Genomic DNA, 19241 nt, shown 5'->3' with positions numbered 1-19241 from the left:
AGTGCGTTCACGCGAACGAGTGCCAATGCATTTGGAATAACAAAAAGGGTGAAATGTTTGTCGCGCTTTCAACCTTGGCGTGTGAGGAGGATTTTGGGGGATGAGGTGGCGCTGGTCCAAGCTGCCAAAAAAATCCTCACCTCGGGCTGCACCTTGCACTAGGCCGGGGGCCGCGCTACACGCCTGCATGCGTCTTTCATTCGCTCTTTTTTTGTTTGTGGCACCCGCCTTGGCCGAGACGGTGGTGCAGGTGAGTCCAGGTGGTCCCATCGCCTCACCTCAGGCTGCGATTGAGCAAGTGCGTGGGCTTCGTCAGGGAGGCGAGAAAGGGGCGGTGGCCGTGGAGTTTGCCACCGGAGATTACTTCATTGAGCAGGCGCTGAAAATGACAGCGGCTGACAGTGGTACGAGCACTGGACCTACGGTTTACCGCACGGCGAAAGATGCCCAGGTGACTTTCACCGGCGGGCAAAAGGTGACGGGGTGGAAGCAGGTGGAAGAGGGGCTGTGGCAGGCCGAGGTGAAGGGGAAGTTTGAGCAGCTCTGGATCAATGGTCGCCGCGCGGTGCGGGCACGCACGCCAAATGCGCTGGGGAATCGGCCGGGGGCGGTGGGTGGTTATTTCAATGCGAAATCGCAAGCGGCTGCCGACATGTTTAAAGGGCTGGGCAAGCCGAGTTTTGAAGCCTTTGTGGCACGCCCAGCGGACTACGAAGTGCTGAAAGGCATCCGGAAAGATGAGCGCAGCGAGGTGCTGCTGACGGTGATGCAGACCTGGACGGTGGGTCAGTGCCGGATCAAAGAGCTCAATGACGAAGCGCGGGCCATTCGCATCGTCGGTGCTTCCCGCTACCCCTTTGTCGAGTTCGAGCCGGATCAGCGCTGGTATGCGGAGAACTTCCGCGCAGCCTTGGATGCTCCTGGTGAGTGGTTCCTTTCCAAGGCGGGACAGTTGCTTTACAAACCGCTGCCCGGTGAGGACATGAACACCGTGGAGGCTATCGTGCCGGTGACGGAAAAACTGCTGCTGCTGGATGGTGTGCAGCATGTCCGTTTTGAAGGGCTGACCCTTGCGCATGCCCAGCATCTGTATGGCCCCGCTGGGCATCACGATGGACAGGCGGCGGCAGGGGTGGGCGCGGTGGTGGAGCTGGATCGCAGCCAGCACATCAGTTTCCACGACTGTGAAATTAAACACACCGGTGGTTATGCCATCTGGTTCCGCACCGCTTGTGCCCACAGTGAATTGAGCCACTGCTACCTGCATGATCTCGGCGGCGGTGGCGTGCGTCTGGGAGATATCAAGATGCCGAATGAAGACACCCTCACGCATCATATCGTGGTGGATGACTGCATCATTCACAGCGGGGGTCGTCTTTTTCCTAGCGCGTGTGGTGTCTTCCTGGCTCATGCGGCGGACTGTGAGGTTACGCATTGTGACATTGGCGATCTTTATTACACGGGCATCAGCGCAGGCTGGGTGTGGGGTTACAAACACAGCCCATCGAAGCGGAATCGGCTCGACTTCAATCACATCCACCATCTCGGCTGGGGTGTGCTGAGTGACATGGGCGGCTTTTACGGCCTGGGCCGCAGCGAGGGCACCACAGTGAGCCATAACCATGTGCACGATGTGGGCAGCTATCGCTACGGTGGCTGGGGCCTCTACACGGATGAAGGCAGCACTGGGGTGACGCTGACTCACAATGTGGTGCATGACACCAGCGAGTCCACCTTTCACCAGCACTACGGCAAATGGAACCAGGTGAGCCACAATGTTTTTGCCTATGGTCGCAAGGCGCAGATCCAGCGCACGCGGCCGGAAAAGCACGCCTCCTTCGCCTATGAAAACAATGTGGTGATCTATGACACGGAAAAGCTCCTGGATGGTAGCGACTATAACTGGGGCACCGGCACCTATGAGATGCGCAACAACGTCTATTGGAACAGCGCCGGATTGCCGGTGAAGTTCCATGAGGCAGACCTGGCCGAGTGGCAGGCGAAGACGGGGCATGATGAAGGCAGCATCGTCGCCGATCCTTTGTTCGTGGATGCCGCGAAGCGTGACTTTCGCCTGAAAAAGGAGAGTCCGGCGCTGAAGATGGGGTTCATCCCAGGCGATGTCAGCGAAGCAGGCGTGCGTGGGGAAGGGGAGTGGAAAAAACAGGCCACCTCCCTGAGCTTTCCAGATTTCTGGGAGCAATCGAAACCGTGGCCCATGCCACCTTATGAGGTGAAGGAAGACTTTGAAAACATGGGCCTCAGCTTCCCGGTTCTGCCTCGCCAGGAAATACGCTGGCAGAACAAAGGCGATAGCATCTACGTGGTGGAAGACCAGGCCGCCAGTGGCAAGCGCAGCCTCAAGATCACTGATGCTCCTGGCCTGGACCCCACCTGGGATCCTCATCTGGTCCTGAAGCCCGGATTTAAAGCGGGCAAGGTCACTGTCGCCTTTCAGGTGCGGATGGAAAAAGGGGCTAAGTTCTTCATGGACTGTCGTGATTCCGGCCAGAAGTATCTGACGGGGCCGAGCCTGGCCTTTGAGGGGGAAAGCATCATCGAGCGCCGCAGCAAAAAGAAGGTCGCTTTTCCGGCGGAGACCTGGGCGCGGGTGGAAATGACGGCCACGCTTGGGGAAAAAGCCCCCGGCAAGTGGTCGCTCAAGATCACCCCGGCAGGCCAGCCGACCCAGGAGTTCCTGGATCTGCCCTGCGATGCCGACTGGAATGAACTCGCCTGGTTGGGCTTTGTCAGCACGGCCACGGAGAAGGTCGCCTTTTGGCTGGATGATCTGACGGTGGTGGTGACCGAGTAAGACCTGGCTTCTTTCCGCCTTCGTTGATCTTTTCCTCGCGACTTTTGCGCATGGGATGGCAATCTCCGCGGACTTCTACTCATGCCTTCCCCGACTGCTCCCGATCCCGACTCTCTCGATAAAATGAAAAGCCTGCCCAAGCGGGCCTGGGTATCCGTGGCTTTGGTGCTGGGGGCGACCCTGCTGAATGCCTTCAATGACAACCTGCTGAAGATGATGCTGGTGGGGCTGGCCCCGAAGGTGACCACAGGGGTTCTTGGCGAAAACATTGGGGTGTGGCTGGGCGGCATGATTCTGCTGCCTTTCATCCTGTTCGGGCCGTTGTCCGGGTATTTTGCGGACCGTTATTCCAAGCGTGCAGTCATCCTGGCGATGCTGGTGGCACAGTCAGCCATCTTGCTGATGGCGGGTTTGTGCTTCCACCTGGCGCTGGGGGAGCTGAGTGTGATCCTGGCCCTGGGTGCGTTTTTCCTGCTGGCCATGCAGTCCACTTTTTACAGTCCGGCAAAGATGGGGATTCTGAAGGAAGTGGTGGGTTCCCGCCGCTTGGGGCTGACTGTGGGCTGGCTGCAAATGGTGACGATGATCGGCATTCTGGCCGGTCTCGGGGTGGGCGGTGCGTGGTTTGATTCCCTTTATGAGCAGCATGGCAATGCCTGGCTAGCCGCTGCGGAGCCCATCTGGTGGCTGTTTGGCGTGGCGGTCGTGGCCATGATCGTAGGTTTTTACATCCAGAAGACTCCTGCCCATCCAGGGGTGAAGTATCATCACGGGCTGTGGTGGGAGCATTTTGGCCATCTGAAGGAGAGTCTGTCCTACGCCCCGATGCGAAGGGCCTTTTTTGGCAACTCGACCTACTGGTTTGTCGCCAGCATGGCGGCGGCGATGTTTGTGGACATCGGCCTCGCACTGTATCCAGACCAAGCCGTGGGCGGTGCGGCGACGGCCTCTTCCAAAATGACGCTCATGGTGGGCGTGGGCACAGTGGTGGGCAGCCTGTTTATCTCCTGGGTCAACCGTCGGTCTCTGCAATTGGGCATGATCCCCCTGGGGGCGCTGGGGCTGGCCGGGGCGCTTTTTTATGCAGGGCTCACCCCCGTGGGCACGCCGAAGTTTGACTGGGCACTGGCGCTGGTGGGCTTCATGGGCGGCTGCTACATGGTGCCGATCCAGACCTTTATTCAGGACACCGCCTCGGCGGAAAAACGCGGGCGGGTTCTGGCCTCCATGAACCTGCTGGACAGTGTGGCCGGGGTGCTGGGCGTGGCGGTGCTGGTGGGGCTGAAGGCGATGGGACTGGGCTTCCAGGCGCAGTTCTGGCTGCTGGGCGTGCTGATGCTGGTGGCCACCGTGTACATCGTGCAGTTGCTTCCGCATTACCTGCTGCGTTTTGTGGCCCTGGCCATCGTGAAGACGATCTACAAGGTGAAGTCGGTTCACCATGAGCGCATCCCGAAGGATGGTGGCACCATGCTGCTGCCGAACCACGTCAGCTACGTGGATGCCTTCATCATGGGGGCCTCCTGCACCCGTCAGGTGCGCTTTGTGATGTGGGATGCGCTTTACAATATTCCGGCGATGACCTGGTTTGTGAAGCTTTGCGGCACGGTGCCCATCTCGCCCACCCGTGCTAAGGATGCGGTACGCACTGTGGCTGCCGCTTTGAAGGAAGGCCGCATCGTCTGCCTTTTCCCAGAGGGTCAGATCACCCGCCACGGCATCGTCAATGACCTGCGCAAAGGCTACGAACTCATGGCCCGCCAGGGAGACGCCCAGGTGGTGCCGGCCTACATGGATGGCCTCTATGGCAGCATCTTTTCCTTTGAAGGTGGGTTGTTTTTCAAGAAATGGCCGAAGAATCTGCGTTACCCAGTGACGGTCTATTTTGGCCACCCGATCCCGGCCAAGGAAGCTACGGCTGAGGCCGTGCGTGCGCAAATTTTGGCCCTCAGTGCCGAGGCCATTTTGAGCCGTCGCGACTTCCAAAGCACCGATCATGCGGACAAGCAGCAGATCATCGGCAATGCCCTCCGCCTGATGGAATGTGAATGGGTGCGCCAGGGGGAGACCCTGCTGTGCCTCGCCCCCGTGGGCAGCGTCATCCATCAGACCCTCGTGGCCTTTGCTGAAATGAAAGGCCGCGTTCGTGTGGTGACCGAGGCTGCCAGCATCACCGGATGCGCGGAAAACAGTGTGGTGGCCGTGGGCGATGCCTCGCTGAGACAAAAGCTGGAAGGCGTGTCGGAATGGCCCCGCCTGGGTAAATACGCCATGCTTTGGGCGGATGCCCAAGTGGCCGTCTCTGAGGACGTGACGATCTACCGTGGACTGCTGCATCAGGAAACGGGGGCCCTCATCGCCACCTGTGTGCCAGACCCCGAAATGCCCGAAGACGAACGCGGTCTGCAACTGGGCATCATCCCCCATACCTATGGCCGCCTGCTGCCCGGATACGCGGTAAAGACCAGCGCAGAAGGGCTGGAGATTTCCATGCTGACACCGAAGAATCCCGGCCCGGTGATTCTCCGGAGCATTCAGATGGATGAGCGTGGCTTCTTGATGCCAGTGCTCTAAAGCTGTGAGTGGCAGGTGTTTATTTCACCTGCCACTTTCGCGGAATCTTAAGCCACGCGGCTGATGAAGTTGGTGTGGGTGTCACTGAAGGCTGCTTCCTCGCCGCCATCGCCCAGGGGCTGGGTTTCACCGCCATCTTCAGGGACGGGATTCAGCAGGGAATCCAGCAGCAACTGGCTGTCCTCCAGGAAAGTCTCCGCCGCACGCTTGAGGAAGTCGCCTTCCTCCGCCCGTGTGTGCAGGATCACCAGCGTGCATTCGCCGCGGAAGCAGACCAAGGTATGGCAGACATCGTAGCCAAACCAGAAGGTCTCCGCATTGCGGTCACCGCCACTGGAGAAATGGTCGCGCCCATCATGCACGGTCTGTAGCAGACGCTCTGCACGGAATTCCTCATAAGGCAGGAGGTTTAACAGGATTTGTCTCCGCCAGCCGAGCAGCAGCCCATTGACCGCACCAGCATGTTTGAGGCGCTCCAGAGCAGAGCGGAGGGAAGGGGTGATGTTCGCAGCCATGGTTTATGCATCCTGGGTGGTGAGACGGGTGAGGGAATCGAAAAGCAGGGTTTTTTTGCCGACAAGGGAACCTGCTCCGGGATCATTGGGGCTGGTGCCTTCGCCAAAGTAGGCATAGCTCACCGTCAGGTCTTCTTCCTGGAGGGTGCCTGTCCAGGCATGGCCCAGGTTCAGGGTCTCGCCGATTTTGGAGCCGAAATGCCGAAGTCCTTGAAAGTCGGCGGCAAAGGCATCCACCAGTTCCTGGTCAGCAGAGCTTTCTACGAGACCGTCTTTGAGGGTGAAGAGAGTCAGGGGCGGGGGTTGGGCTGCGCTCATACCTCTTCTTCGTGTCAAAAAGCCGTTTCGATGGCAAGCCTAGACCGCTGAGGCGCAAATATTTTCTGAGCTGGTCTGTTGCATGATGCATGGTTCCTTTCTGCTAGAGGGATGGTTTTTTTGTCCGCATCATTGGTTAGCCGGGGCGAGGGGAGGCTAAAAACAGAGAGGTGCAGCGGATGCCCCCGCTTGATGAGACAGGTTCTTCCTTGAGCCTGGGGCAGTCTCCGCTATATCATGGGTATGGTCGCTGTCGCCACCCCCACCCTGGTTTCTGAAATCCTCCGCCTCAAGAAAGAGCGGAATGCTGTCATTCTGGCTCACAACTATCAGTCCAAAGAGATTCAGGAGATCGCCGATTTTGTCGGGGACTCCCTCGGGCTGGCCTACCACGCGAAGGAGACGGATGCGGATGTGATTGCCTTTTGCGGGGTGCATTTCATGGCCGAGACGGCGAAGATCGTCAACCCGACGAAGACCGTGATCCTGCCGGATGCCGATGCCGGCTGCTCGCTGGAGCAAAGCTGCCCTGGGCCGCAGTTGGAGGCTTTTTTGAAAGCCAACGCGGAGAAGAACTACTACGTCATCGCTTACATCAATTGCAGCGCGCATGTGAAGGCGCTAAGCGACTGCATCTGCACCAGCGGCAATGCGGTGAAGATCGTCAATGCTGCGCCGCTGGATCGCCCGATCTTGTTCGTGCCGGACCAAAACCTGGGAAGCTGGGTGATGGAGCAGACAGGCCGTAAGATGGACCTCTGGAAAGGCGCCTGCTATGTGCATGTGGAGTTTACCCGCGACAGCATCCAGGCGATTAAGGACGAGTATCCAGACGCAGCCGTGGTGGCGCACCCGGAGTGTACGTATGCGGTGCGCGTGCTGGCGGATGTGGTCTGCTCGACCGAGAAGATGGTGCACTACTGCCAGGCCAGCGAGGCCAGCACCTTCATCATCGTGACGGAAAGCGGCATGCTGCATCGCCTGGAGCGCGAGGTGCCGGGCAAACGTTTCATCCCGGGGCCTACCGGCCACTGCGCCTGTGCGGACTGCCGCTACATGAAGATGAATACCCTGCAAAAGCTGCATGATTCCCTGCGCGACCTCACCCCCCAGGTGAACATGCCTGAAGACATCCGTGCGCGGGCGGAGAAGCCGATCCTGCGCATGCTGGAGCTCAGCCGGTGATTTTTTGCCGGTAGCCTGAGGTTAGGGGCACGTGGTTAGGCGGGTGGTTGCGATTATTCCTCGCGACCTACGTGCTGTAGCCGCGTATTCTCCCCTCATGAATCCCGATCATCGCCGGAATCTCTGCGTCATTCTCAATCGTGAATCTGGCACCCTTTGCACTCTGGGGCCTGATGTGGTGGAGGCAGGGCTGAAGGAGGTCTTTGAGGAACTGGGCTGCACGGTAGAGATCCAGCAAGTGCCAGGGAAAGAAGTGCGCAAGGCCCTGGAAAAAGCCCGCGATGGCGGGGCAGATGCCGTGATCGTGGGCGGTGGCGATGGCACGGTGGCCACAGCAGCGACCGTCTTTGCAGGGCATGACAAGCCCCTGGGCATCCTGCCCCTGGGCACCTTCAATCTGGCTGCGCGGGATGTGGGCATGCCACTGGACTGGAAGGAGGCTGCCCGTGCTCTGGTGACCGCTCCAGAGGGCAAGATGGACCTGCTGGATGTGGCGGGAAATCTCTACATGTGCGTGGTGGTGCTAGGCTTTTACCCGGCCCTGGTCATGGGGCGGCCAGAGTATCATGGGAGCTGGATTGTAAAGTCGCTCCGAACCATGTGGGATGCCCTGCGCAGTGCGGCCACGTATCCGCCATTGCATCTTTGCCTTCAGGAAGGTGACCGCATCGAGCGTCACCGCACCCGCATCGCCCTGCTGGCGAATAACGACTACGAGGACATCTTCGGTATCATCCCCAAACGCCGCAGTCTGGATGCCGGTTACTTCACCGTTTACATCTCGAAGCATCAGACCCGTTTTGGCCTTCTGCGTTCCTTCATTGCCTGGGTCATGGGCCGCTGGAAAGAGGACCGCGAAATCGTGGTGATGCATGCCACAGATCTCGAGATCCGAGTGACGCGGAAACGCCGCATCCCGGTGATGATGGATGGCGAGCTGGAGAAACTGCCTGTGCCCCTGCGGGTGAAATTGGTGCCGAAAGCGTTGCTGGTCATCGCCCCACGTTTGGCTGAAGAGGTGGAATCTGAACCCGCCTCCTAATCATGCGTCTGGTCCACATTTCGGATCTCCACTTCGGGGCCGTGAGTCCTGATCTACCGGCCTTTCTCCGTGAAGCCATTTTAAAGGCAAACCCGGAACTGCTCATCGTCAGCGGCGACCTCACTCAGCGCGGACGCGCTCGCGAGTTCGAGGAAGCACGGGTTTTCCTGGACTCCATTGCCATCCCGCAACTCGTGGTGCCAGGGAACCACGACGTGCCACGCTGGTGGGTGGTGTGGGAGCGCTTTCGCCGTCCGTGGCGGCACTTCCGCCGCTTGGTACAGGAAGACCTGGAGCCTGTGTGGAGCCGCCCTGGGCTGTTTGTCATGGGCACCAATTCAGCGCGCACGGCGGGCTGGCACTTGGACTGGTCGCGCGGGCGGCTCTCGCATCATCAGATGGCGCGCATGGTGAAGCTGGGGCAGGCGGTGGATGAAGATTCCCTGCGCGTGCTGGTGGTGCATCATCCCCCCGCAGCGCCGCCTCAGGGCACGCGCAGACATCTCATCGGGCGGCAGCGGGAATTTTCCCAGTCCGTGAACCTCGCCGGGGTGGACCTTGTGCTGGCGGGACATTTCCACATCAGCTATGCGCAGACACTGCGCCTCAGCGGTGGCAGTGCCGCACGGAACTGTGTGCTGTCGGCAGTGTCCACCGCCATCTCTCATCGCTTGAAAGGCGAGCCTAACGGATTCCACGTCATCGAGGGCGATTCCCGCCAGCTCAGCATCCAGGCCTGGACCTGGGACGGGGTGGAATACAAACCTGGCAGGCTGTGGCGTTTCCAGCGTGGGGAAGGGAAGCGTGATTGGCAGGAAGCGTGACACGTTTCCCCGGGTAGCCCGCACAGTCCCTGTGCGGATAGCGTTATCGAGGATCGAAGGGCTACCTTCCGCGACGCAGGCCTTCCACGAGTTTTTCTCCGGCAGCCCGCAGCGTCTCCTCTTTTTTGGCGAAGTGGAAGCGGATGAAACGATGCTCAGGCTCGCGGTAAAAGCTGGACCCCGGCACCCCGGTCACGCCGACTTCTTGGGTCATCCAGGCGGCTGCTTCCGTATCGGTGGCAAAGCCCAGGGGGCTGATGTCCAGGAGCGTGTAGTAGGCCCCTTGGGGCTCAGAAAAGGACAGCCCGGTCTGGCGCATGTAGCCCAGGAAGACATCCCGCTTCGCATCGTAGTCGCGTTGCAGTTCCTCGTAGTAACTCGCGGGGAAATCCAGAGCCGTCACCGCCGCCTCTTGCAGGGGCGCAGCGGCCCCCACCGTGAGGAAGTCATGCACTTTTTTCGCCCGTGAAATCAGATTTTCCGGTGCAATCACATGGCCCAGCCGCCAGCCCGTGATGGAGTAGGTTTTCGACAAGGAACCACAGCTCAGCGTGCGCTCCCACATTCCCGGCAGCGTGGCAAAGTAGGTGTGCTGGTGCGGGGCATACACGATGTGTTCATACACCTCATCCATCAGCACAAAGGCATCGAACTCTTCGGCTAAGCCCGCGATGAACAGCAGTTCCTCACGTGTGAAAACCTTGCCGCAGGGGTTGGAGGGATTGCAGATGACGATGGCCTTGGCCCCATCGGCAAACGCCTGACGCAGCTCCGTGCGGTCGAATTCAAAGTTAGGCGCATGCAGTGTGATGTGCACTGGGATGGCTCCGGAGAGGATGGCATCGGCAGCGTAGTTCTCGTAGAAGGGGGAGAAGACGATCACCTTGTCGCCCGGATCGCAGGCCGTCATCATGGCCACCATCATCGCCTCCGTGCTGCCACAGGTCACCACCAGGTGCCGGTCCGCATCCAGATCCAGCCCGGTATATTGCGAATGCTTGCGAGCCAGCGCTTGGCGGAAACGCGGCGCACCCCAGGTGACCGCATATTGATGATGCGGCCCGCGAATGGCCACGGCCAGCGCTTCAATCAATTCCGCCGGCGGATCAAAGTCCGGAAACCCCTGGGCCAGATTGATGGACCCATGACGGTTTGAAAGACGCGTCATCTCCCGGATGACGGATTCAGTGAAGACTTCGAGGCGGCGTGCTGGCTGAGGCATGAGCCCGCGATGCTAGAGGGGCCGGGCGGGCGGTCAATGCCACGATTTACAGCGGTCCATCCTGGAGCGCATTTGAGAAAACGAGTTGGCGGATGAGGTGACAGCGATTATTATTTTATTCATGAAACTGGAAGAACTCAGTGCTGAAGCAGACAAGCTGCCGGAGGATGAAAGGGCTTCTTTGGCGGCTCGCCTTCTGCACGGGCTTCAGAAGCCCCATTACACGGTTTCCGATGAGGAAGTCATGAGCCGGGTGCGTGAAGCCGACGAAAATCCAGAGGTCATGATTACTTTTGACCAACTTGTTTCCGGCCTTCGCTACCGTGCGAGTTAGGTTTCATAAACAGGTCCAAAAAGACCTGGATCAAATCCTGGAAAAATACTCGGAGGTTTCCGAAGAACTTGCTGAAGATTTCTTTGGCGAATTCCAAATGGGGCTTTTCAAGATTGCTGAAAATCCACGTTTTTTCCATTTCGATGCCTGCGGGCTGAGGCGCTGCAACTTTGACCGTTTCCCTTATCATTTGATCTACGATGTACGGGAGGATTACGTCCGGGTATGGGTGGTGAGGCATAATCGCCGCAATCCAAACTGGGGTTTAAAGCGCTTTTAAAAGTCCCTAGTGCTGCCTATCTAACCACCCAATGCCCCGCCCGCCGACCTCCGCCATTTTGAGTGCGGTCATGGCCTTTGGGCTGTGGGGGATCATCCCGGTTTATTGGAAATGGGTGGGGCACATCGGGTCAGACATTGCGGTGGCGCAGCGGGTGGTGTGGACGCTGGCGCTGACGGTGCCTCTGCTGCTGCTGTTCGGTGAAGCCCGGGCTTGGCTGAGGGATCTCCGGCGCGGGGACATCCTGCGCACGCACGCGTTGGCGGCGGTGCTGCTGGGGATCAACTGGGGCACGTTTGTCTGGGCGGCGCAGCATGGGCATCTGGTGGAATGCAGTTTGGGTTACTTTCTGAATCCGCTGCTGAATGTGCTGATCGGTTGTGTGCTCTTGGGGGAGACGCTTTCGCGTCGGCAAAAGATCAGCATCGGCCTGGCCGCAGGCGGGGTGTTGCTGCAAATGATCGCAGTGGGCAGGCCGCCGTGGATTGCCCTGGTGCTGGCCTTCAGCTTTGGTTTTTACGGGCTGGTGCGGCGGAAGTCTGCTCAGGGGGCCTTGGCCGGTCTGGCCACGGAATCTCTGGTGGCCTTGCCGGTGGCGGGTGGTTTTTTGCTCTGGGCTTCGGCTCAGGGCCGGGCGATTTTTGGCAGTGGCAGCGGGTTGGATCTGGCGCTGGTGATGGGCCTTGGGGTGGTCACCACCGTGCCGTTGCTTGGCTTTGCCCATGCAGCTAGAAAATTGCCGTTTAGTTTGTTAGGTCTGCTGCAATTCCTGGCTCCCACCGGTCAATTTCTTTTGGGCGTGCTGGCCTATGGTGAGCCGCTGAGCCCGCTGTCTCTGGTGGCTTTTGCGCTCATCTGGAGCGCGGTTGCCGTCTTTTGTGTGGACCAGCTTTCCAAAAAACAGGAGCCGACTTAAACCGCCCCCGGCTTCAGCCAGTAGAGCACGCTCATGCGCACGGCGATGCCGTTTTCCACCTGCTGGTTGATGAGGCTCTTCTCGTAGTTCATGCCTCTGTCCGTGATCTCTACGCCGCGATTGACGGGGCCGGGATGCATGAGCCAGAGGCCGCGCTCTTTGAGGATCTCCACTCGGGCATCGGTGAGGCCGTAGTTCTTGTGATACTCGGCAGCGCTGGGGAAAAAGGGCTCGTCCATGCGCTCGCTCTGCACGCGCAGAAGGTAAACAACGTCCGGTTTCCAATCCAGGGCATCGGTCCAGTTGCCAAAGAGTTTCACGTCCTCAGGCGTCTCACGAGGCATGATGGAACCGGGCGCGAGGTAGGCGACGTTCATGCCCAGCCGGCGGAAGATGAGGCTGGTGCTGCGGGCCACGCGGCTGTGCTGGATGTCCCCGACAATGAGGGCACGGGCACCGCGCAGGTCCTTGAACTTTTCACGCAGGGTGAAGGCATCTAGCAGGGCCTGGGTGGGGTGGGCATGCCAGCCATCGCCGGCATTGATGACGCTGGCGCGGGTGTTTTTGGCGATGAGGCTGGGGATGCCGGACTGCTTATGCCGCACCACGATGTAGTCCACGCGCATGGATTCCAAAGTCTCCACGGTATCCAGGACGGACTCGCCCTTGACCACGCTGGAGGACTCGATGTCAAAGTGGGTGACGTCGGCAGAAAGGCGGTTGGCCGCGACTTCAAAGGATGAGCGGGTGCGGGTGCTGGGCTCATAAAAGAGCGTGAGCACCGTCTGGCCCTTCAGTGTGGGTACCTTCTTGACACTGCGTTTGAAGAGGTCTTTGAACGGCACCGCATTGGCGAGCACGAACTCGATTTCCTCATTCGTGAGGGAGGCGATGTCGAGGAGGTCTTTGCGCGGGGTGAGGCTCATGCGTTTGTCTTTTGCCAAGGTCTAACAAATACTTCGTCCCAGCCGTCGCCATCAGCGAAGCGCACGCTCACGCGCTCTTCAGCGGGCAGGTCCACGCGGATGCCGACGTAGTCGGCCTGGAGGGGGAGTTCGCGCCCAGCGCGGTCCACCAGCACGGCGAACTGCACGCAGCGAGGGCGGCCAAAATCCAGCAACTCCTCCAAAGCGGCGCGGGAAGTGCGGGCGGTGTAAATGACTTCGTCGCAAAGGATGACGACGGCATCGTCCAGATCGAAACCGAGATCGGAACCTTCCAGCTTTGGCACCACCTTCATGGTCTGCAGGTCATCCCGATACTGCGTGATATCAATCTTGCCAAAGTCCACCTCACGGCCACGGGCGCGCAGGCGTTCGGCCAGGGCGCGGGCAAAGGGCACCCCCCGGCGATAGACGCCCACCAGGGCAATGCGGGCTTCGTTTTTCCAACGGGCATCAATGGCGGCCGCGATCTCATCCAGGCAACGCGCCACTCCGGCGGCGTCGAGGAGTTGGCGGAGTTTGTCAGGCGGTTGGGTCACGGTTTGAGATGAATGCAGAGTGGCGGGAGCGTCAACGAAATTCCCGAATTTGCCACTGCCTGAGGCCAGAGATCATTCGTGTGTCAGCAGCACCGCCGCATTGTGGCCACCCATGCCGGAGGCGATCTTGAGCACGCTCTGGGGCTGGGCAGGGAGGTCTAAACACAGGCCGTCAGGGCAGGTGAGGCCGGAAAGGTTCCCTGGCATGGCACGACGGCGCAGGGCCTCGGAAATCAGGGCGATGTCCAACAGACCACTGGCCCCGAGGGTGTGGCCGGTGAAAGGTTTCAGCAGCAGCAGGGGCGGCACCTCGGCATAGGTGCTGCGCAGGGCATTCATTTCCGCCTGGGCGTGATTGGCCGTGCCAGTGGCGTGCGGGCAGAGGAGATCGGGTTTTTCAAAACCCGTGAGCAACTCGGCCAGTGGCGCTCCATCTTCGGGGATGACGAGGGAGTCGTAGGCATCACTATTGGCGGCATAGCGCTTCACCACGGGGCCTTGACCGCCGAGTTCTAGCGTCAGGGCCACGCCGGCCTCACCGGGATGAAAACCGGAGGTGTGGGGAGACAGGGGATCATTGCGGCTGCTGTTGGAAAGCAGGCGTGTATCCAGGAAATCACGCAGCAGTTCCGGGTAAAGCGGCAGGTCCACCGCGACGACGAGCGCCCTTTGAGTGAGCCCTGTTTGCAAGGCCATCCACGCGAAACCGAGGGCATCCAGCCCAGCGGAGCAGCCATTGGAAATCATTTGCCAGGGGCCACGGATGCCGAGCTCAATGCTAATGGCGGCAGCGATTTCACTGTGCAGGGTGTTGCTGGCGCTGAAGCGGCGGGAAGGGCGGCGCCAGGCGTGGGAACCGAGAAGCTCTCCGGCATTGCCCCGACTGCTGGCGGCAAAGAGCCAGGCGCTGCGGGTCTCTGCCTCGCCCCAGCCAGCACGGGCCACGGCCCGGCGCGCCACCTGCACGCCCAGATTGCTGGCCGCCCCATAACGGCGGCCTTTGAGCAGGCTGCGATCGGCGATGCGCCCGGCCAAAAGCCCCTCTTGCTGGCTTAGGCCGCTGCGCCCCGCCTGCCAGGTGGCAAGGCTGGCATCCAGAGTGTTACCGAGGGCACAGGCCGTCTCAGCGGCGGTGATGACGATGCGGCTCACAGATCAAAAATCTTCCCTGGATTCAGCAGGCACTGGGGATCGAGTGCGCGTTTGATGCTCTTCATCAGCTCGTAGCTGCCATCGCCAAGCTGGCGGCGTACAAAGGCTTTTTTAGCGAGGCCGACGCCATGCTCACCCGTTACGGTACCGCCCAGTCGTAGGGTTTCATTGACGATTTCCTCCAGCGCGGCCTCCACGCGATGCATCTCCTCGTGGTCTCGCTCATTGGTCAGGAAAGTGGGGTGCAGGTTGCCATCGCCGAGGTGGCCGAAGGTGCCCACCTTGAGGTTATGCCGGATGGCGCATTCGCGGATGAAGCCGACCATGTGCGCTAGCTCCGTGCGCGGCACGGTGACGTCTTCCAGGATGGTGGTGGGCATCACGCGGGCCAGGGCGGAGAAGGCATTGCGGCGGGCGGAGGCCAGCTTGGCCCCTTCGGCTTCATCGGCAGCGGCACGGACCTCGCGGGCCCCGTGCTGGCGGGCCAGTTGCATCATTTGTTCGGCCTCTTCCTGCACCACCACAGGGTGACCATCGGTTTCCATCAGCACCAGGGCCTCCACATCGGTAGGTAGGCCGATCTTGGCGTAATCTTCCACGCATTGCACGGTGGTGCGGTCCAGGAACTCCAGCGTGCAGGGGATGATCTTGGCCGCGATGATGGCGCTGATCGTTTCTGCGGCGGACTCCATGCGGTCATAGAGTGCCAGCATGGTCTTGCGGGCGACGGGGCGGGGCAGCAGCTTGATGAGCACCTCAGTGATGATGCCCAGAGTGCCTTCGCTGCCGATGAAAAGATCCTTCATGGAGTAGCCGGCCACATCCTTCACGCACTTGTTGCCCAGCCAAGTCAGTGTGCCATCCGGCAGGACCACCTGGATGCCCATGACATAATCGCGCGTGACGCCATACTTCAGCCCGCGCAGGCCGCCGCTGTTCTCGGCCACATTGCCGCCGATGGTGCTGATTTTCATGCTGCCGGGGTCAGGCGGATAAAAGAGACCCACCTTGGCTGCGGCATCATCGATCTCCTTGGTGATGACCCCACATTGGGCGCGCATCGTCAGGTTCTTTTCATCGACTTCTAAAATCTGGTCCATCTGCACCAGACAAACAACGAGGCAGCCAGGGGAGGGCACACTGCCGCCACTGAGACCCGTGCCGGAACCCCGGGTGACCACGGCGATGTGGGCCTCCCGGGCCAGCTTGACGCAGGCGGCCACTTCTTCGGAAGTGCGGGGAAAAACTACCGCCCCTGGACGGACCTTGAGCGCAGCGGTGCCATCGAAACTGTAAGGCAAAATGTCCTCATCGGCCGTCAAGACACGATCAGGAGAAAGCAGGGCGCGGAGGCTGGCCGCGTGGGCTGGGGTGACGGAATTCACCCTTTCAGTGTGGCGTATCCCATGGACATGGCAACTCGCCAACAACGGGTTTATGACAGCAGTCTAGGCGATCACCAAGCCGTCAAAGCAGAGGATTTTCTGCACGACTTTCATCTTCGCGACGCACAGTAGGATGGCGAGAATGGGTGAGTCTGGCAATAAACAGGTAATTGAATTGCAAGTTTGATGGCAATCAATCACGCGGACGCCAGCGACTCCGAGGCTTGGATCGCCGGAGATTAAAAATGAACGCAGCCAGAGTGGCCGCGCCAATGAGTGAGACGACGAGGATGCCCATAATTAAGCGTTGTAAATCAACACGTGTTATTGCAAAAAGTCCAAATATCTTTGCAAAAGGTTCGTAACGAACCATGGTTTACATTGCCTACCTAGATACTAACGGTTAATTCTTTATGAGCGAACTCTTACAGAGATTGGCGTAGATTCCGTTCTGCGAAACTAGGTTATCGTGGGTTCCTTTTTCTAGGATTTTACCTTGATTTAAAACGTAGATGCAATCGGCGTGGCGGACGGTGCTCAGTCGATGAGCAATCACAAAGCTGGTGCGGTTCTCCATCAGTCGATCCAGCGCTGTTTGGATCTGTCTTTCCGTCTCGGTGTCCACACTGGCTGTGGCTTCGTCTAGCAGCAGGATGGGTGGATTTCGCAGCAGGGCGCGGGCGATGGAGATACGCTGTTTTTCCCCTACGCTCAGTTTCACGCCGCGCTCTCCCACCTTGGTATCCAGGCCCTTTTCCAGCCGCCCGACAAACCCGTCGGCGTTGGCACTGGCCAGGGCTTCCCACAGCTCCTCATCGGTCGCGTTTCGTTTTCCGATGACTAGATTCTCCCGGACGGTGCCATTGAAGAGGAAGCTTTCCTGGGTCACGTAGCCGATGCTGCTGCGCAGCCAAGCTTTGTTCAATTCATGCACGGGGGCTCCGTCAATTGTGATGACGCCTTCGTCATATTCATAAAAGCGGGTCAGCAGATTGATGAGGGTGGACTTTCCCGCCCCTGTAGAGCCCACGAGGGCGATAGTCTGGCCGGGCTGGGCCTCAAGGTTGATGCCGTGGACGGTGGGGATTTTTCCGCCGTAGCTGAAACCGACGTTTTCATAGCGCACATGACCGGTGATGGCGGGCAGGGTACGTCCCTCCACGGTGTCCGTTTCGGGTTCGGTATCCAGGATTTCAAAGACGCGTTCGCCGGCTGCGCGTCCTCCTTGTATGATCTGATTGAGCTGGTGCAGTTGCTCGATGGGGTCGTAAAAAAACTTCAGCAGGAGGAGAAAGGCTGCCAGATCCCCCTTTTCGATTCGCCCTTCCATCAGTCCCCGGGCACCCATCCACAGTACCAGCACCATGCCCACGCTGGTAAGAAAGTGCATGCCGGGCCGATAGATGGCCCAGATGCGCATCACATGCAGGGAGGCTGCCTTTAAAGCCGCACTGGCGGCGTTGAAGCGTGAGTGCTCCTCGGCCTCCATGGCGTAGGCTTTGATCTGGCGCATGCCGGCCACATTGTCATGCAGCAGGCTATTCATGCCGCTGCTGGCCCGGCGCACGGCTCGGTGGCGGTCCTTCGAGGAGCGGGTATATCCCAGCGCCCCTGCGGCCAGGAAGGGGATGGGCACCAATGCCCAAAGCGCCAGGGTGACATCTGCCTGGAACATGAAGACGCCAACTACGGCGATTTGGATGATGGCCACGAGTCCTTGCTCAATGCCATCGATCAGCACACGTTCCACGTTCGGGATGTCTTCCCCCACGGTGGTCATGATGTCCCCGGTAGGCCGATTGTCGAACCACCGCAGCGGCAGCGTCTGCAGGCGCTGGTAGAGGTCGCTGCGCAGGTCATAGATCACCTTTTGCTCAAAGGTATTGTTCAGCATGATGCGCAGGCTGTTGAACAGGTGCTGGGCAAAGTAGGCCCCCAGGGCCGTCAGGATCAGGGGACCCAGCCGGTCCCACTGGGCCTTGGGCACCACCACATCCAGCACCTCCCGGGTGACGGCGGGGAAGACCACCACCATAAGAGTACCAGTGATGGCGCAGAAAAGCTGGGCGGCGGCCATCAGCGGGTAACGGCGCAGGTAGGAAAAGACGCGAAGAGTGGTTTTCAAGGGCGGAGGCAGGGGAAGGGTGAAACTACGCCTGTGAATGGAGAATGGAAGGGACGAATGAGCCGCCTTCAGAAAGTAGCCAGCCAAGTTCTCTGATCAGAAAGCGACCACGACGGGCTGGGGACCTGCGAGCTTGAAGCTTCCGCCCGATGGCAGCGGCATCACTCCGCAAAGCTGACGCAATCGGCTTTTGGAACTGCGGACTGTGCGTGCTGCTTTCGATCAGTCACCCAGGTAGGCTTCGCGCACCTGCGGATTCAGCCTCAGGGCTTTGGCCTCATCTTCCAGCAGGACTTTTCCTGTCTCCAGCACATAGCCGTAATGGGAGATGCCGAGAGCGAGGTTGGCATTTTGTTCCACCAGCAGGATGGTGATGCCACGCTCCTTGTTGATGGCGACGATCTGTTTGAAAATAGCGCGGACCAGGATGGGCGCGATGCCCAGAGAAGGCTCGTCCAGCATCAGGCAGCGGGGGCGGCTCATCAGGGCCCGGGCGATGGCGAGCATCTGCTGCTCCCCGCCGGATAGCGTCCCCGCGTGCTGGCTGATGCGCTCTTTCAGGCGTGGGAAGACATTGAACGAATACTCGATGTCCTCGGCAATGCCTGCCCGGTCATGGCGCAGATAGGCCCCCATCTTCAGGTTTTCCAGGACGGTCAGATTGGCAAACACCATGCGCCCCTCCGGCACGTGGCAGAGGTGGCGGCCCACGATTTGATGCGGAGGCAGGTTGGTGATGTCCGCGCCGTCATAGATCACCTTGCCCGCGCGTGCTTTGACCAAACCGGAAATGGTACGCAGGGTGGTGGACTTGCCCGCCCCGTTGCCGCCGATGAGCGTGACGATGGACTTCTCCGGCACCTTCATCGAGATGCCATGCAGGGCCTTGATGGAGCCATAGGAGACTTCGAGGTTTTGGATCTCAAGCATAAGCAGGCTGATGGTTGAGAGTTGAGGGTTGATAGACGGAGTCACTAAACGCAGTCTTCCCAAAAGCATCCTGGGTCTGAATGTTCATCATACGGCATGAGTTCATGACCTGCGGGAGAATTCTCTGGTTGGCTAAGAGGC

Annotated in this window: 17 protein-coding genes; 8 read left to right on the top strand and 9 right to left on the bottom strand. The window is 59.7% G+C overall.

Annotated features, from left to right (window positions below):
• Window positions 1-187: 187 nt before the first annotated feature.
• Window positions 188-2815, top strand: coding sequence for a right-handed parallel beta-helix repeat-containing protein (locus ABEB25_RS08940; RefSeq protein WP_345736043.1), 2628 nt, complete (start codon window positions 188-190; stop codon window positions 2813-2815).
• Between the two features lie 81 nt (window positions 2816-2896).
• A complete protein-coding gene (locus tag ABEB25_RS08935; RefSeq protein ID WP_345736042.1) occupies window positions 2897-5389 on the top strand; it encodes an MFS transporter in 2493 nt (830 codons plus the stop codon).
• 47 nt (window positions 5390-5436) lie between these two features.
• On the opposite strand, the gene ABEB25_RS08930 is transcribed toward ABEB25_RS08935, so the two are convergent.
• Entirely contained in the window at window positions 5437-5904 is a 468-nt protein-coding gene (locus ABEB25_RS08930; protein ID WP_345736041.1) for a hypothetical protein, read from the bottom strand.
• A 3-nt stretch (window positions 5905-5907) separates the two neighbouring features.
• Window positions 5908-6222, bottom strand: a complete 315-nt coding sequence (locus ABEB25_RS08925) for a hypothetical protein (RefSeq protein WP_345736040.1) — start codon at window positions 6220-6222, stop codon at window positions 5908-5910.
• Between the two features lie 243 nt (window positions 6223-6465).
• On the opposite strand from ABEB25_RS08925, the gene nadA reads away from it, so the two are divergent.
• The 3 genes from nadA (at window position 6466) to ABEB25_RS08910 (ending at window position 9273) form a co-directional block, all read left to right on the top strand.
• A complete protein-coding gene (nadA, locus tag ABEB25_RS08920; protein ID WP_345736039.1) occupies window positions 6466-7407 on the top strand; it encodes a quinolinate synthase NadA in 942 nt (313 codons plus the stop codon).
• Window positions 7408-7504: 97 nt separating this feature from the next.
• Window positions 7505-8449, top strand: a complete 945-nt coding sequence (locus ABEB25_RS08915; RefSeq protein WP_345736038.1) for a diacylglycerol/lipid kinase family protein — start codon at window positions 7505-7507, stop codon at window positions 8447-8449.
• 2 nt (window positions 8450-8451) lie between these two features.
• Window positions 8452-9273: a metallophosphoesterase family protein gene (locus ABEB25_RS08910; protein WP_345736037.1), complete on the top strand. Its 822-nt coding sequence runs from the start codon at window positions 8452-8454 to the stop codon at window positions 9271-9273.
• Window positions 9274-9334: 61 nt separating this feature from the next.
• Here ABEB25_RS08910 and ABEB25_RS08905 read toward each other — a convergent pair whose 3' ends face one another.
• Window positions 9335-10495, bottom strand: coding sequence for a pyridoxal phosphate-dependent aminotransferase (locus ABEB25_RS08905; RefSeq protein WP_345736036.1), 1161 nt, complete (start codon window positions 10493-10495; stop codon window positions 9335-9337).
• 121 nt (window positions 10496-10616) lie between these two features.
• Between ABEB25_RS08905 and ABEB25_RS08900 the strand changes: the two genes are divergently transcribed.
• From ABEB25_RS08900 to rarD, 3 genes are read left to right on the top strand one after another with little or no spacing between them, the layout of a single operon-like run.
• Window positions 10617-10829, top strand: a complete 213-nt coding sequence (locus ABEB25_RS08900) for a hypothetical protein (protein WP_345736035.1) — start codon at window positions 10617-10619, stop codon at window positions 10827-10829.
• Window positions 10819-11109, top strand: a complete 291-nt coding sequence (locus tag ABEB25_RS24480; protein WP_425572003.1) for a type II toxin-antitoxin system RelE/ParE family toxin — start codon at window positions 10819-10821, stop codon at window positions 11107-11109. The genes ABEB25_RS08900 and ABEB25_RS24480 overlap by 11 nt, the downstream gene beginning before the upstream one ends.
• A 31-nt stretch (window positions 11110-11140) precedes the next feature.
• Window positions 11141-12025, top strand: coding sequence for an EamA family transporter RarD (rarD, locus tag ABEB25_RS08895; protein ID WP_345736034.1), 885 nt, complete (start codon window positions 11141-11143; stop codon window positions 12023-12025).
• On the opposite strand, the gene ABEB25_RS08890 is transcribed toward rarD, so the two are convergent.
• The 6 genes from ABEB25_RS08890 to ABEB25_RS08865 form a co-directional block, all read right to left on the bottom strand.
• Window positions 12022-12951, bottom strand: coding sequence for an aspartate carbamoyltransferase catalytic subunit (locus tag ABEB25_RS08890; protein WP_345736033.1), 930 nt, complete (start codon window positions 12949-12951; stop codon window positions 12022-12024). The genes rarD and ABEB25_RS08890 overlap by 4 nt on opposite strands.
• Window positions 12948-13508, bottom strand: coding sequence for a bifunctional pyr operon transcriptional regulator/uracil phosphoribosyltransferase PyrR (gene pyrR, locus ABEB25_RS08885; protein ID WP_345736032.1), 561 nt, complete (start codon window positions 13506-13508; stop codon window positions 12948-12950). The genes ABEB25_RS08890 and pyrR overlap by 4 nt, the downstream gene beginning before the upstream one ends.
• Window positions 13509-13580: 72 nt before the next feature.
• Window positions 13581-14660 (bottom strand): beta-ketoacyl synthase N-terminal-like domain-containing protein, encoded by a 1080-nt coding sequence (locus ABEB25_RS08880; protein ID WP_345736031.1) that lies wholly within the window; start codon window positions 14658-14660, stop codon window positions 13581-13583.
• Window positions 14657-16045 carry an FAD-binding oxidoreductase gene (locus ABEB25_RS08875; RefSeq protein WP_345736030.1) on the bottom strand — a complete coding sequence of 463 codons (1389 nt, stop codon included), beginning with the start codon at window positions 16043-16045 and terminating at the stop codon, window positions 14657-14659. The genes ABEB25_RS08880 and ABEB25_RS08875 overlap by 4 nt, the downstream gene beginning before the upstream one ends.
• Before the next feature lie 403 nt (window positions 16046-16448).
• Window positions 16449-18170: an ABC transporter ATP-binding protein gene (locus ABEB25_RS08870; protein ID WP_345736029.1), complete on the bottom strand. Its 1722-nt coding sequence runs from the start codon at window positions 18168-18170 to the stop codon at window positions 16449-16451.
• Between the two features lie 222 nt (window positions 18171-18392).
• Window positions 18393-19100: an ABC transporter ATP-binding protein gene (locus tag ABEB25_RS08865; protein WP_345736028.1), complete on the bottom strand. Its 708-nt coding sequence runs from the start codon at window positions 19098-19100 to the stop codon at window positions 18393-18395.
• Between the last annotated feature and the right edge of the window lie 141 nt (window positions 19101-19241).

It is taken from the genome of Prosthecobacter algae (genome assembly GCF_039542385.1).
In the GTDB taxonomy this organism is placed as follows: Bacteria; Verrucomicrobiota; Verrucomicrobiia; order Verrucomicrobiales; family Verrucomicrobiaceae; genus Prosthecobacter; species Prosthecobacter algae.
This window is presented reverse-complemented; position numbering and strand designations above follow the sequence as displayed.

Coding starts and splice junctions, on each gene's coding strand:
- ABEB25_RS08905 (WP_345736036.1), bottom strand. CDS start 10,495: ATGCCTCAGCCAGCACGCCGCCTCGAAGTCTTCACTGAATCCGTCATC.
- rarD (WP_345736034.1), top strand. CDS start 11,141: ATGCCCCGCCCGCCGACCTCCGCCATTTTGAGTGCGGTCATGGCCTTT.
- nadA (WP_345736039.1), top strand. CDS start 6,466: ATGGTCGCTGTCGCCACCCCCACCCTGGTTTCTGAAATCCTCCGCCTC.
- ABEB25_RS08910 (WP_345736037.1), top strand. CDS start 8,452: ATGCGTCTGGTCCACATTTCGGATCTCCACTTCGGGGCCGTGAGTCCT.
- ABEB25_RS08940 (WP_345736043.1), top strand. CDS start 188: ATGCGTCTTTCATTCGCTCTTTTTTTGTTTGTGGCACCCGCCTTGGCC.
- ABEB25_RS08925 (WP_345736040.1), bottom strand. CDS start 6,222: ATGAGCGCAGCCCAACCCCCGCCCCTGACTCTCTTCACCCTCAAAGAC.
- ABEB25_RS08915 (WP_345736038.1), top strand. CDS start 7,505: ATGAATCCCGATCATCGCCGGAATCTCTGCGTCATTCTCAATCGTGAA.
- ABEB25_RS08930 (WP_345736041.1), bottom strand. CDS start 5,904: ATGGCTGCGAACATCACCCCTTCCCTCCGCTCTGCTCTGGAGCGCCTC.
- ABEB25_RS08935 (WP_345736042.1), top strand. CDS start 2,897: ATGCCTTCCCCGACTGCTCCCGATCCCGACTCTCTCGATAAAATGAAA.
- ABEB25_RS08900 (WP_345736035.1), top strand. CDS start 10,617: ATGAAACTGGAAGAACTCAGTGCTGAAGCAGACAAGCTGCCGGAGGAT.
- ABEB25_RS08890 (WP_345736033.1), bottom strand. CDS start 12,951: ATGAGCCTCACCCCGCGCAAAGACCTCCTCGACATCGCCTCCCTCACG.
- ABEB25_RS08865 (WP_345736028.1), bottom strand. CDS start 19,100: ATGCTTGAGATCCAAAACCTCGAAGTCTCCTATGGCTCCATCAAGGCC.